The following is a 16181-nucleotide window of genomic DNA, read 5'->3' on the forward strand; positions in this document are numbered from 1 at the left end:
GGGTAAATTAAACTACTTAAATTATTATTCAAAAAAACCAGGATGAAGGCTTCAATTATTCATACGATTTTTGAACAACAGGCACAAATAAACCCGAACAATGTTGCCGTGCAAGAAGAAAGATCAAGCATTACTTATGCAAATCTGAATGCGAAGGCCGATGCGCTTGCAAATTTTTTAGTAAACGCAGGCATCTGCAAGGATAAGGTTGTAGGGGTGTATATGGAATCAGGAATAAACCTCGTTACTGTGATACTTGCCAACTTCAAATCAGGCAGTATTTACATGCCGCTAAACAGGAGTTTTGGCAAAAGGCGCCTTACAGAGATATTTGAACAGAGCCAATGCGGTGCGGCCGTTACCAACTCGACTTTATTTAATGATTTTAATGACGTTCTGAAAAACATCCCCAATAGCATTACCACTCTTGTAAATATTACAGAAAATGGCTTTGAACTTTATCGGAAAAACGAGGAGGACGACATTTTTGCACTATGCCAACCGCAAATTAATGTGGACGATAAAAAGTTTAATCCTGGCCTTGATGACAGCAATTATATTTTTTCAACATCGGGTACTACCGGTGCTGGTAAACTTATTTTAGGCAGCCACAAGGGCTTAGCTAATTTTATTAACTGGGAAACAAAGGAATTTAATATTGATTGTACATTTCGTGTAAGCCAGTTAACAAGCATAACTTTTGACGCGTCGCTGAGAGATATTTTTAGTGCATTAACCACCGGCGGCACAGTATTTATTCCAACCGAAGAGGTTAGGCTCAATATGGCGGCTCTGATCAGCTGGCTTGAAAAAAACAAAATCAATTTGATCCATTGCGTGCCATCGTTATTCAGGCTTTTAACCAGAGAGCTTTCGTTGATCGCAAATATAGGCACAAAAAAACTTCCCGATTTAAAATATATCATCATGGCGGGCGAGCAACTTTACAACAAGGATGTACAAAGTTGGTACGATGCCGTGGGCCTACACGTGGAACTGGTTACCATGTATGGCACAACCGAAACAACACTCGCTAAAACCTTCCATCGTATTGGCGAAGTAACGGGTAGCGCCTCGCAGCCGCTGCACGTTGGTAAACCAATTGATGAGGCATTTATAATCATTATTAATAATAACCAGCTTTGCCGCATTGGCGAAATTGGCGAAGTGTTTATCAAATCGCCCCATATTACCCAGGGTTATTATAACAATTCGGAGTTGACCAATATCGTTTTTGTTCAGAATCCGCTTAACCCGCGAGCAGATATCATTTACAAAACAGGTGATATCGGCAAATATCTCAAAGATCGCAGCGTAGAGATCATCGGCCGTATTGACGATCAGATTAAGATCAATGGCGTTCGCATCGAACCTAAAGAAATAGAACAAGCCATTTTAAGTATCGATGGTGTGGAGGAAACCATCATTGTACCTTTTAAAAACATGGACGGTCAGTACGAGCTTATCTGCTACTACATAGGCAAGCCACTGGATGATAATCAAATTAAATCAAGCCTGGAAAAGGATTTACCTTACAACCTAATTCCGACATTTTTTGAACGACTGGATAATTTTCCACTTACAATTAACGGTAAGATCGATAAAAAGGCGCTCCCCAAGCCTGATGGCCTGATCAATAAACAGTTTGTTTACGAGGCCCCGGTAACACAAATGGAAAAGGAACTGGAAGCTATTTGGGAAGATGTGCTTGGAATTAAAAATATAGGTCGCAAGGTGTCTTTCTATGATGTAGGCGGGAATTCGCTGAAATCTTTACTGATGATATCGCGCATTTTTAAGCAGTATGACCTGTTGGTTAAGCTGGATGTAATCATCAATAATAAAACTGTCGAAGCAATTGCCCGTCACCTCACCAACGCACAAAAGCAAAAATATGTGGCCATACCGCAATTAGCTACAAAAAAATACTATGATCTGTCGAGTTCGCAAAAAAGGGCCTGGATACTTCACAACTCTGAAAAGGAAAAAGCGCTTTACAACGTAAGCAGCGCTTATGTGTTCAGCGGAAATTTAAACTTTGAGCTATTACAAACAGCTTTTCAAGCCATTGTTAAAAGACATGAAATGCTGCGAACTTCTTTTGTGGTGGTTAACGGGACACCTCAGCAAACTGTAGACGATTTTGACGCAGACCTGCATAGAATTAAATTCATCGATCTGCGCAATATAGTTAACAGCGAACGGGAAGCGCTGGAAATTATGGCTACGGAATCGAACCATATCTTTGACCTGGAAAAAGGGGAGGTATTCACAACCGCCTGCATACAACTTACAAATAACAGGTATTATGTAAGTTTCAATATTCACCACATTGCGTCTGATGCATGGTCGATGGAAATCATCGCCGGGGAGTTGTTTAAGATTTACAACGCGCTGGCAAATAACCAGCCGGTCGAATTAAGTCCGCTTAAAATTCAATACAAGGATTATGCAGGTTGGCAGAATAAACAGCTGGCCGATTCAGGCAACGATGGCAACCGAAAATTCTGGACGGACCAATTTAGAACCACATCGCCAAGACTTGATTTGCAGGGAGCCAATACACGTCCGCATTACAGAGCCTTCGAGGCCGATTTGACGGCAATCAATGTTAATAAACAAAATTTAGCGCAGATACAACAAGTAAGCAAAGCCGCCGACACAACTTTGTTTATGACATTTGTTGCACTGTTAAATCTGGTACTTTCTAAACAATCCGGGCAGAACGATATAACCATAGGTTCGCCGGTTGCCGGGCGCGAACATCCTGATCTGGAAAATCAGGTGGGTTTTTATGTAAATACTGTAGCTATACGAAGCGTGTTTAACAGGCAACAAAGCTTTAACACTTTGTTAGACGATGTGCGGGCTTGCTTCATACAAATACTCAAACATCAAACTTATCCTTTTGATCAACTTCTTGAGGATATTGACGTTAAAACGGAACCTGGCCGCAACCCGCTATTTGATATAGGCTTTACCTATATAAAAGAAAATGAACTTAACCTGCAGGCCGGTGGTTTGAAGGATATCGAGATCAGCAATATTAGCAGTGGCTTCAACCTGGTAAAGGCCGATATATGGTTCAAGATCATGGATAATGCGGAAGATTTTATCCTTGATATCGCTTACAATAAACAACTTTTCAATACAGTCACCATCAATAAAATTAAAGCCGACTTCGAATACCTTTTCGAAAATATCGCAGCAATCGGAGAGCTGTCGCTGGACGAGATCATCGTCAGGATGAATGATAATGAACATAAACTTGGAAAACAAAGGGAGCAGCTTGCTAAGAAAAAGAACCTCGAGTCGCTTAAGTTTATTGTAAAGGGCGTTCCAGCCAAATAAGGTTTATCAACTAAAAGTTTAAAGGAAATGAACGAACAGGTAATTGCACAGTTCCCATTATCAAACTCACAACGGTTGTATTGGGGGAGCAATTTTCGAGGCTATTGTTATTGCCAGGCGATTGTTAACGGCATCCTGGATAAAAGCAACTTGCTTAAGAGTGTTCAAAAAGTAGTACTTCGCCATAGCATACTCAGAACAACCTATGTCATGCTTCCTGACTTTGAACTGCCCGTACAAAACATTGATGAAGATGCATCCTTTACTTTTTTAGATCATACCGATACCGACATTACAAAAACGGCTATTACCGAAAGCGTTGAGCAGGTAAAAACTGCGCTTGTAGGGTTTAAACCTGATGCCGGTAAGCCGCTCTTTATATCATTACATGGTTGTGGAGAAAATGCCCAATTGCTCACTATAGCATTACCCGCAATAGCAACTGATAGTTTGTCGCTGCAAAATATTGCCAGGGAGATATTGATCAGCTGCAGCAATTCGGAAGACAACAATGATAACGAAAACATCCAGTACTATCATTTTTCTGAATGGCACGCTAACTTATTAGATGTCGGCAGTGAGGAGGCCGAAAGTTTTTGGGGATCTGACGCCGTTAAAGTTAGCGATATTTCCCAATCCGCATTCGCTTGTCGTAATAGGGGAGTTAATAACGCGCTTACCGATATCAAAAATGCTGGTTTTGAAATAACCGCAGAACAGCTGCCGCAACTGAGAATACTGGCCGCCGAGCTGGATACAGATCTGCAAACCATACTCCTGGCTTGCTACGGAATTATGCTTCAGCAACAAACCCGACAGGAAAAACTGAGTGTAGGCTATATCAATAACCGGCGCTGGTACGACGAGCTTAATGATGTAATCGGGCCGGTTGCACAAACCTTGCCGTTGCTTATCAAAGGCACCGAAAATGATTCGTTCCAGAGCATTTTGGCTAATGTTAAAGCCGATCTGGAAACTTTAACCGGTTTTGACGAATATTTTAAAAGCGCAGTTACAAACTGTAAAAGTACCTATTTAAATTACCAGTTTGAATATAATACAATCGATCCGGGCGAAGATGTTGTAAATGATTTTTCCATTACCCAGTTGATTAATATAAGCAGCGCCTTTGATTTAAAACTTAGCTGCTTGGAAAATGGCAATGTTCTTAGGGTCAACTTTAGTTATAACGCAAATGCGTTTAACGAAAGCGCTGTTGAAATTATGGTAAACCAAGTCACTGATTTGGCCGCCAAAATTATTGAAAATAACCATTGCCCCGTAACCGAACTTTTTAACGCAAGTCTGCAGGAACTGAGCCTTATGGTGAACGTTTTCAATAGCGATAAGTGCAGCTTGCCTTTTGTTAATGTCCGGGATGCATTTGAAAAAAATGCGCGGCAATTTCCGAAAAAAATAGCGCTCAGATATGAAGGCATTGATTTAACATTCGACGAATTAAACCGGATCGCCAACCAGTTTGCCCACTTTTTGATTGCTAATTACGGCGTTACTAATGGTGATAAAATTGGATTGCTGATGCCGCGTTCGCATCACCAAATCATTGCCATGCTGGGCATCATAAAAGCGGGCTGCGTTTATGTGCCTGTGGATGTTACCTGCCCGGTGTTAAGGGTTAAGTTGATGATGGATCGGTCGGAAGCAAAAGCTCTGGTTGTTGCCAGGGAACTGCCCGTTGCCACTGTACCGCAAATTGTTTACCACGACTCGAATATTTCGCTCGGCGCTTATAACGATGCTAATCTCAATGTTAATATAAAAGGTAACGACCCCGTTTACATCATTTATACATCGGGTTCAACAGGTGAGCCGAAGCCTGTTCTGATCTCGCACGAGGCCATTTTTAATTATGCTCACTGGTTTTTCAGAAAAAGCGGATCGGAAACCAACTGGAGTAGCCTGTTGACATCCACAATTGCCTTTGATGTTAGCTACACCGTATTATGGCCGAGCCTGCTATTTGGCCAAACGCTTTGTATTTTGAAAGAGAGTGAATACTTTGAGTCGGCTGAAGTAATTAGCAAACTAATAGAATACCAGGTTGATTACATTAAAATAACCGCTTCCGGTTTAAATGTGATTGTTAACGATACGGACTTTGACGAAAAGTGTAGCGAGTTTAATCTTAAACTCATCGTTATTGGTGCCGAGCCCGTCAGAACAGAGGATGTAGATTGTTTTCATAAAACCAGGCCTGGGATTAATATCATGTATCATTATGGCCCAACAGAGACCACTGTTGGCACTATTGCCAAACTGATGGACTTTAATGATTTTCAAAAATTTAAAAATAAGATTGTACTGGGGCATCCGATTACTAACAGTGAGATCTATATCCTTAACGACCGACGAAACCCAGTGCCAATTGGTTTTACAGGCGAAATTGCAATCGCTGGTAAAGGCCTGGCGTCGGGGTATTTTAACGCTCCGGATATTACCGAATCACGTTTTATACAGCATCCGGTTAACGATAAAGAGAAAATATATCTTACCGGCGACCTGGGACGTTGCATGCCCGATGGCAGTATCGAGTTTCTGGGCCGCAAGGATAGTCAGCTGAAAATAAGAGGCTACCGGATTGAACCTGGCGAGATTGAAAGTAATCTTAAATCGCACCCGGATATAAAGAATGTAATAGTACTTGCTCATAAAAATAACAGCGGCGATATTCAACTAATAGCCTACCTGTTATCAGATCAGCGGCAGACGAATGAACATATGAACACATATCTCTCGGCCCTGCTGCCATCGTATATGCTGCCTGATACATATATATGGCTTGCCGCATTACCTTTGCTTCCAAACGGAAAAGTAAATCGCCGGGCGCTGGTGCAACTTGCCCTTGAGGAACCTTCCGATACCTCGTACGTGGCACCAAAAACTGTACTCGAGAAAAAAATGGCAATACTTTGGATGGATATTCTGCAAAAAGCCCGCGTAGGGTTGTACGACGATTTCTTTAAACTCGGCGGCCAATCGCTAAAGGCGACGCAGCTGGTTTCGCGCATTTTTAAAAACTTCGGCTTCCGTGTTAAATTGGCCGATGTTTTCGAAAACGCTACAATAGCAAGCCTCATTGAAGTATTTACCAGAACCGGACAGATAAAATTTGAGGCTATCCCTTCTATAGGGCAGGCAGATGCTTACGTTGTATCGCATGCTCAAAAACGTTTGTGGTTTCTTGACCAGTTTGGTGAAAACCAGAGTGCCTATAATGTAAGCTACAGTTACTGGTTAAAAGGCAATGTTGATATCGATGCGCTTAACCGCGCTTTTGAAGTGGTGCTTAAACGCCATGAAACATTACGAACAAACTTTGTTGTGGTTGATGGCGAACCCAAACAAAAGATATCCGCCTTCAGCGATTTCAGGTTTAAATTAAGCTATGAAGATTTAACCAAAAGCGTTGATGCAGTGGCCAAAGCCGAATCGTTAGCTAAAGAATATCTCCAATATACTTTTGCGCTGGATAGCGAGCCATTAATCAAAGCCGGGTTGCTGCAGGTTGCAGATAACCGCTACGCATTTTTATTAACCATGCATCATATTATCTCCGATGGGTGGTCGATGCGGGTATTGATGAATGAACTGATGGCTGCTTACCATGCCAATTGCTCAACAGTTGAACTGACCGATCCGTTTGATGCGCTAAAACTGCAATATAAAGATTACGCGGCCTGGCATAACACAATAATTGCCGGCGACGACGAAAAATACTGGCGCAAAAAACTCGCCAATACACCGGCCCTGGTAAAACTTCCGTACGACAAATCGGCAGCCAGCGCTGCCGACATCAATGATCCTTATACCATAGTTGAGCTGGATGCCGCCCAGGTAGTTGCCTTGCGCAAACTTGCGGCCAGGCATAACACATCGCTTTCAAACATCGTTTTAACGGCCTACAGCTTGCTTATCAATAAAGTAAGCGGACAATACGATTTCCTGATAGGTGTTGGTCATGCTAATAGAAATCACTCGGATCTGGAATCGCTGATCGGCTTTTTTGTTAACCTCATATCGATAAGAGTTGTGCTGGATGATGATCAAACGATTGACGAAATCATTGACGGGGTTACCAAAAACAGCATTGAAGCTTATGATCACTCTAATTATCCGATAGATCTGCTGGTTGAGCACTTCTGTAAAGAGCGCTATTCAAGCAGGCAACCACTTTTTAACGTGATGTACGATTTTAAAAGTTTTGCAGATTTGACTATCGATAACGAAGGTTTTATCGATAGTGATGTGCTTGAAATTACCGATATGCCGCAATTAAAAAATATAGCCAAATTTGATCTCACTTTGTTTGCAGCAGAGGCGGGCGATATTCTTCGATACTTTTTTGAATACGATGCCAGGGTTTTCTCCAAAGCAACCATCAACAATTTCTATAAAATATTTGCCGGCCTGCTACAGCTTATAAGCGCACCTGAACCGGTATCACAAACCGAACAAACCGCGATGGCCTGAAAAGGTTTTGCATCTGATGTACCAGTCTTAACCGCAAATAGCCCAAAAAATACTTTAATGAAGCTTTCAGGTATAAACCTTAATACACTATCGCTTGAGAATGATATTCTTTCGATGTACGAGTCAATCAACAATACAACGAAAGAATATCCGAGGGATAAAAGTATTCCAGATATTTTTCGTGAAATAGCTCAAAACTATCCAAACAAAACAGCCGTTGTTGCGCCCGGAAACCAGATCACTTTCAAACAGCTTGATGAGCAGTCAAACAAGGTTGCCAACTGGCTGATTGCACGCGGTGCCCGGCGCGACGATGTGGTAGCCATATACTTTGAACGCTCTGTTGAAATGATAACAGGCATAATCGGGATACTAAAAGCTGGTGCTGCTTATTTACCTTTAAACGTTGAATATCCATTGGAGCGTAACCGGTTTATGCTAACCAAATCAAACGTAAGCGTGCTTATTGGCAGCCAGTTGTTTATGCGCCAAATAAATCAGCTGCAATGGCTTTGTCCGCAGTTAACATCGGTTTTGTGTACCGACACCGCCGAGTATGCCGCGGTAATGGAAGAAGCTAATCCGCTGATGAAGAAGGAACTCTGGGAATACGTAGGGGACACCGCCGATGATGACATTGCCGGCGGGGGATGGACGAACAGCTACAACGGCGAGAAATTCAGCCGTAAGGAGATGGACGAATATGCCGAAAATGCTTACCTGAAACTTAAGTCTTACATTGATAAATCAAAAAGGATCCTGGAAATTGGTTGCGCATCAGGCATTACCATGTACAAATTGGCACCTGAAGTTCAGTTTTATTATGGAACAGACCTTTCTGAATCCATTACCAAATATAACGAACAACGATGCGCAGCTGAGGGAATTGGCAATATCAAATTAAAAAGTCTCGGCGCTGATGATATTGATACGCTCGACGAGAAAGATTTTGATGTGATCATCATCAACAGCGTTATCCAGGCATTTAACGGGGTAAATTACCTGCGCCGGATTATCAAAAAGGCTTGCGATTTGTTGAGTGATAAAGGTATTATCTTTTTTGGCGACGTGATGGACCTTGACACCCGCGACCACTTGATAGATTCTGTAAAAAAATATAAAAAATACCATCCTCAGGCTAATGCAAAAATTGATTTCTCGAACGAACTTTTTGTTGCCAGGACCTTTTTTAATGATTGTCGCTATGATATTCAGGGGGTAACGGCAGCAATTTCGTCGAGCAAAATATTTACGGTATCTAATGAACTTACCGATTTTCGCTATGATGTAATCCTGAAAGTTGACAAAAAAAATTGGATAGCGCCGACTTCGAAGAAAAAATTCCAGTTTGATAATTCACAACTCACCGGCTATCCGGATACCGATCCAAAAGTTAAAATAAGCCCTAACCAACTGTCGAACGTAATGTTTACTTCGGGATCAACCGGCACGCCTAAGGGCGTTATGATTGAGCACCATAATGTTATACGCTTGGTATATGCCGATTTTCTGAGCGTTACCGCAAACGACTGCTGGTTACAAACTGCAGAAATATCCTTCGATCCGTCAGTCATGGAAATATTCGGAACGCTGCTTAAGGGTGCCACCCTGTGTATCGCTCCTAAAAATATTGTGCTGGATAGTGCCGAACTGGACAGGTATATGCAAGAAAACAACGTCACTATTTTACAATTGGTATCGGCCCTTTTTCACAAGCTGTCCGAGCAGAATAACTTGCTGTTCAGGAATGTCAGAAAGCTTATTATCGGTGGTGAGGTATTATCACCCGACCACCTGAGGGCTGTTAAAGAAGCGACACCTCATCTTACCATTATAAACGCTTACGGACCTACGGAAAACTGCGTTGTATCAACTGCATTTGAAGTCGACGGAAACTATCAAATAATTCCTGTTGGCAAACCCATTTCAAACTCAGGAATTTACATTTTTAACGACCGTTTTGAACTACAGGCCATGGGCCTTGTTGGCGAACTTTATCTGGCCGGCGATGGCCTAGCCCGTGGTTATATTAATGCCGCCGAACTAAACGAGGGAAAGTTTATACTCAACCCTAATAATCCATCAGAACGTATTTACCGAACAGGCGATCTTGCCCGTATCAATTCAGAGCTAAACCTTGAATTTATAGGACGTAAGGATACGCAGGTGAAAATTAACGGACATCGTGTCGAATTGTCGGAAATTGAATCAGCTATAAAGGATGTGTTACAGGTAAAACAAGTTGTGCTGGCTACCAGGGGCAAAAACAATGCCTTGTGTGCTTATTTGCAAACAGATCCGCTCAGCATTACCGAAACTGTTCAGCAAACGCTGGCGCTCAGGCTACCGGAGCACATGGTCCCGAGGTGTTTTATAGCGGTAAGCGAGTTTCCCATTACCACAAACGGCAAAATTAATATAGCTGCTCTGCCTGAGCCACAGGAAGCTTTCGCCGAAGAAGTGGTAATAGTCAAGCCCCAAAACGGGATCGAAAGCAAACTGGTAGACATTTTTAAAGAAGTATTAGGACGCAATGAGGTTGGCACGGATCAAAATTTTTTCAATATAGGCGGTCACTCGCTTTTGGCAACACAGATGCTTTCGCGCATCAATAAGGAATTTAACACAAATGTGAGGCTAAAAAGCGTTTTCAACGCGCCAACAATTAAACAGCTTGCGACTGAGATCGTTAGAGCCGGCCACGAGTTATTCAAAAACATCGAACCACTCGAACCGGCTGAAAGCTACGACCTGTCGCACGCCCAGCAGCGCCTGTGGGTGTTGAATCATATCCCGGCTTATCAAACTGCATACAATATGCACGAGGTGAGTCGTTTTAATGGCCCGCTAAATGTTTCTGCCTTGAAGCAGGCCTTTGAAAAGCTGGTTAACCGCCACGAAATATTAAGAACGGTGTTTCTGGACACCGCCGGATCGCCTAAGCAAATAATCATACCTACCGATAGTTATGAGTATGATTTTACCAAGATTGAACTGTCCAATGAAACCAACCCGGAGCAAAGTGCGCTAAATATGGTAAGCAGCCACGCTGCAACACCTTTTGATCTTGAAAAAGGCCCTCTCATTAAGGCCAGGCTAATCCACCTTGGTAACAACAGCCACGTATTTGGTCTATTCATGCACCACATTGTAGGCGATGGTTGGTCGATGAACATCATCCTCCAGGAGTTGCTTAATAATTACAACGCTGTAACGAATGGAGAGGCTGTGACACAGCCCGCGCTAAAAATCCAATACAAAGATTATGCGGCATGGCAAAATAGCTTAATTGGTAGTCCGGTCAATCAGCAGCTTAAACAATATTGGCGTGGTCAGTTTGCCGGCCATGTCCCTGAGCTTAACCTGCCGCTTGATTTTCCGCGTGCCGAGATAATTGACACCCGTGCCGATAAGATTTTCTTTTCGCTGCCGGAGCCTACTGCGCAGGCTTTAAAAAAACTTGTAAATCAGGAAAACGGCACGCTCTACATGGTCTTAACAGCCCTGATCAGCGTATGTCTTTACAAATATTCCGGTCAGAAAGATCTTGTAATTGGCAGCCCGGTTGCTGGCCGTAATCATAATGACATTGAAAGCCAGGTTGGCCTTTACATTAATACGCTGGCCTTGAGATTAAGAATTAAAAACGACGATACCTTTGAAAGTTACCTTTCGACAGTTAAAGAAACAACCCTTAACGCTTACGAGCATCAGCTATATCCTTTTGATGCGCTGATAGAAGACCTCAACATCAAACGTGAAATTAACCGCTCGCCGCTTTTTGATGTTGGCTTTACGTGGCAAAATATCGATCAGCCGGGTGCCTCGACGGCAGCAAGCTTGCCCGGCGATTTGAACATCACTCCATTCCAGTACAACTACCGCAGTGTTAAATCGGATTTGTGGATTCATGGTTGGGAGGAGGATGATATCGTGGCGCTCTCTCTATCCTACAACCTCAGCCTCTTCCGCAGGGAAACGATCATCAAAATGATAGACGACATTAAGGCCATCGCTGCGGTTTTCGCCAATAATCCGACAATACAGATAGCTAAACAGATTGAAAATATGCTGGAAAAAGAAAAAGAGGTTAAAGTGGAAAATCAAAGCAAATTAAGAGACAATCGTTTTGAGAAATTCATGAACGTTGCCCGCAAGCCGCTAACGGCAGATAAACCGCTGATTAACAAATCGTATTTTCCAGGCCATGATAAATATCCGGTGGTGATAAAACCGGCTATGGAAGGCTTGATCCTGTATAAATGGGTTGTTAATAATAAAAAATCCATTCAGGAAACGTTGCTGGATAGCGGAGCGGTATTGTTCCGTGATTTTAATATCGCCGATATCGAAGCTTTTCAACAACTGACCACAGCGCTTAGCGAAAACTTGATGACTTACAAAGATCAGTCATCGCCACGCACTTTGCTTGCTGATAAAACTTACACATCTACTGATCATCCTGCTGACCAGGTAATCAATATGCATAATGAGTTATCCTACTCTCATGACTGGCCGATGCAGATTCTTTTTTACTGTCTTAAACCGGCAACAACCGAAGGCGAAACGCCAATTTCCGATAGTAGAAAAGTTTTGGCAAATCTATCGATTCAAACTAAAGAACAATTTGCAGCCAAAGGCATACGATATACCCGCACCATGATTAAAGGCTTTGGCTTATCATGGCAAAAGGTTTATCAAACCGAAAGCAAAGTAGAGGCCGAACGATATTTTGAAGAAAACGGGATCAACTTTGAGTGGCTGGAAAATGATTCGCTCAGGGTTAGCTGGGAGCGCCCGGCCATTCGCCGGCACCCGGTTACTAATGAGGAGATATGGTTCAACCACGGATTTTTCTTTAATGGCAAAAACCTCGACGAAAGCATTCACGAAGCTGTAGGTAGCGAAAGTATGCTGCCGTTCAATACCTACTATGGTGATGGTACACCGATAAAGCCGGAGGTGATTAAAGAAATTGGAGAGGCGTATGAAAAGGCCAAAGTACTTTTTAAATGGAAGCAGGGAGACGTGCTTTTGCTGGATAACATGCTTGTATCACACGGACGCAACAGTTTCACAGGCGAAAGGAAGATCCTTGTTGCAATGACCAATCCACACAGCAGCAGCGCGGCTGAAAAAAAATAAGCTCATGGAAACTTCAACTAGTGGCTATAACCTTTCGTCTCTGCAAAAACAATCGTGGGAGAATTACCAGAGAGGCTATACCTGTAATAACCTTTTAACTATTGATATTAGCGGCGAAATAAATAATGACGCGTTACGGAGAGCTTTACAAGGCATCGTTAATCGGCATGAAATATTCCGCACCTCGTACATTGAACAGCCCCATCTAAGTTACCCGTTGCAGGTGGTTAATGACGAGGCTACCGTTTTGTTTGATTATGAGGATACCGCGGCGTGCCCTTCTGTTAATCAATGTGGTGCCGCAGCCTGTGCGGCAAAAAAAATTCAGCAAACTGTAGCCACACAAAAGTTCGATTTGAGGGCAGGTGCATCACTGGGTGCAAAACTGGTTAAACTGGCACCACAACGATATATACTGGTACTTTCGGTTTCGCCTTTAGCCGGCGATGTGGAAACACTGCTTAATGTTTACAGTGAACTGTCCATCAATTATAACAATATATACGGCAGTGATGAAGAAGCGTTTCAATATATCCAGTTCTCCGAGTGGCAAAACGATATCATCGAGGATGAAGACGTTGAAGCGATTGACTACTGGAAACAAAAACAGGATGCCTTTGCCCCCAATAATGCTTTGCCTATCGAGACATTTAACCCGGAATTATTAGATAAGCCAGCTGGTGTTCTAAACGCAGATATTCCTGCTGGTATCACAGGAAAACTTTACAGCTATACGAAAGAACGGAATATAACGCCAGGCGATTTCCTTTCCATGTGTTGGTCTGTATTGCTTTGGCATCATTTAGATAAACCCGAAGCCTTAACTATTGGAATAGCAGAGAGCAGCCGAAATTTCGAGGCTTTCAGAAGCATCAACGGGTTAATGACGAAAACGTTGCCGCTGCAATTGAAAATTAGCCACGGTGTCACTGCGGACAGCCTCATCAGCGAAATCAAAGCTCAGGTTAAAGAGAATCGTTTATACAGCGACAACCTGGGCGTTCATAACCAGCAAAAAATAAATTATCGTTTTTTATTTGAGTATTATCAGTCCGGTAAAGCAGTTTACCAGGCACCGGCTGATGTGCGTTTTAAAGTAAGCGCCATATATTCTGGCTTGCCGGATGCGCAGTTAAAGCTGTCGGTAATTGATTATGATAATGAACTTGATATTCAGATCAACTATTCTGCCGCAAATTTTACCGCCCATGCTGTTCAACTGCTCAGTAATCAGCTTTTAAATATAGTTGACGCTGTGCTTACGCAGCCTGTACAAGGTCTTGGTCAGCTGTTCAAAGTATCGCAAAAGGAGAAAGAAAGCATCTTTAACAAATTCAATAATACAACGGCTGCATTTCCTGCCGAGCCTTACATTAAACTTTTTGAAGCCCAGGCGAAAAAAACTCCATTTAAACTGGCCGTTGAATTTAACAGCGAACGGTTAACCTACGCCGCGCTTGACCGCAAGGCAAACCAGGTTGCGGCATTTTTAACGGTGAATTATAACGTGGCCGGGAAAATAGTTGCCGTGTGTCAAAAAAGGTCTGCTGATTTGATCGTCCACCTTTTGGGCATTATGAAAGCGGGAGCCGCATTTTTACCTATCGAAAGTACCAGCCCGGCAGAACGTGTGAGTTTCCTGTTGTCAGATAGCCAGGCCGTTTTGTGCATTGCTGATGAATTACTTAAAATTGAGCATAACATTCCGGTTGTGGTAAGCAGAGAAATCAGCACCAGTATCAAAAATAAAAGCAGCGAACCCTTAGATCTGTCAATCAACCCGGCAGATACGCTTTATGTAATTTATACCTCGGGTTCTACAGGTGCTCCAAAGGGTACGTTAATATCCAACAGATCGTTCGTAAATTATATTTCGTGGTTTGTAACTAGCTATGCTATAACCGAAAAAGACAGTACCTTACTATTCTCGTCGATTGCCTTCGACCTTAGTTATACCAGTCTTTGGTCGGCATTGGTTAGCGGTGCATCGCTGCATATCATGGAAGAAGGCGTGATTTTAGAGCCCAACAAATTTATCGCGACGCTAATTGATAACCAGATTACTTATATCAAGCTAACGCCATCGCATTTTAACCTGATCACCGATGACCCGACTGCCGACAACAGCATCCCCGCCGCTGCACTGAGGCTGATCGTAATCGGCGGCGAAAAGATCAGGGTGAAAGACGTTCAAAAATACATTTCCTTAAAACGGTCGACACAGTTTGTAAACCATTACGGACCTACTGAAACCACCGTGGGTGTGGTTGCAACTACTATTGATACTCAATGTTTTGAAAAGTTTATTCAAACCCCTGTTATCGGTCGCCCGGTTTCAAACAATAAAGTTTTTATTCTTTTAACAGGCAACGAGTTGGCGCCAATAGGCATTACCGGCGAACTATGTGTATCCGGTAGCGGACTTGCCAAAGGATACCTGAACCGGGGTGACCTGGAGTCCGAAAAGTTTATCGACAATCCGTTCGAACCGGGAACGCGGCTTTACAAAACTGGCGATTTGGCCAGGTGGCTTCCCGACGGAGCTATCCAGCTTTTAGGACGTAACGACAGCCAGATAAAAATACGAGGCTACCGGGTTGAGCTTGGTGAAATTGAAAAGTCACTAAATGAAGAAGATAGTATTCAAAACGCGGTAGTGTTACCATTTTGTGACCGAGCCGAAGATATGTATCTGAAAGCCTTTTTACTGAAGAGCAAGGCGAAGGTTGACATTGCCGCGATTAAAGAAAAATTAAGCAAAAGTTTACCGGAATATATGGTGCCGTCGCAATTTATTGCTCTGGATACTTTCCCGCTTTTTGCTAATGGAAAAATAAACAGAAAAGAGTTTTACAATATAAAAGCAATGGAAATTGAAAGAGAACTTAATTTTGAAATGCCTGCAAATGCTACTGAGCAGTTTGTAGCAGCTATCTGGCAACAAATACTGGTAAAGGACGAGGTTAGCACCAACGAAAACTTTTTTAACATCGGCGGCAACTCGCTGAAATTGGTTAAGGTTTTTAGGGCGCTATCCAAAGCTTATCCCAACAACCTAACGCTTGCCGATTTGTTTAAATACACTACCATCAAAGCGGTGAGTAGTTACCTCGACTCGGTTGACAAACTGGCAAAAAGTGCCTCTGACACTGAAATCGAAAATTTAGAGAGTTTCGATTTCTGATCGTAGGTCT

General features: G+C 42.7%; 4 protein-coding genes. All 4 read left to right on the forward strand.

The features are described from left to right. Positions 1-42: 42 nt before the first annotated feature. Genes INP83_RS12285 through INP83_RS12300 form a run of 4 tightly spaced genes read left to right on the forward strand, consistent with a single transcriptional unit; the run spans position 43 to position 16171 of the window. Positions 43-3351: a condensation domain-containing protein gene (locus INP83_RS12285; protein ID WP_219124344.1), complete on the forward strand. Its 3309-nt coding sequence runs from the start codon at positions 43-45 to the stop codon at positions 3349-3351. A 27-nt stretch (positions 3352-3378) separates the two neighbouring features. Continuing rightward, a complete protein-coding gene (locus INP83_RS12290; RefSeq protein WP_219124345.1) occupies positions 3379-7842 on the forward strand; it encodes a non-ribosomal peptide synthetase in 4464 nt (1487 codons plus the stop codon). Positions 7843-7899: 57 nt separating this feature from the next. After that, a complete protein-coding gene (locus INP83_RS12295) occupies positions 7900-12987 on the forward strand; it encodes a condensation domain-containing protein (protein WP_219124347.1) in 5088 nt (1695 codons plus the stop codon). A 4-nt stretch (positions 12988-12991) separates the two neighbouring features. Further along, positions 12992-16171 carry an amino acid adenylation domain-containing protein gene (locus INP83_RS12300; protein WP_219124349.1) on the forward strand — a complete coding sequence of 1060 codons (3180 nt, stop codon included), beginning with the start codon at positions 12992-12994 and terminating at the stop codon, positions 16169-16171. The last annotated feature ends 10 nt before the right edge of the window (positions 16172-16181 follow it).

The sequence above is a fragment of the Mucilaginibacter sp. 21P genome, assembly GCF_019331605.1.
Classification (GTDB): Bacteria; Bacteroidota; Bacteroidia; order Sphingobacteriales; family Sphingobacteriaceae; genus Mucilaginibacter; species Mucilaginibacter achroorhodeus.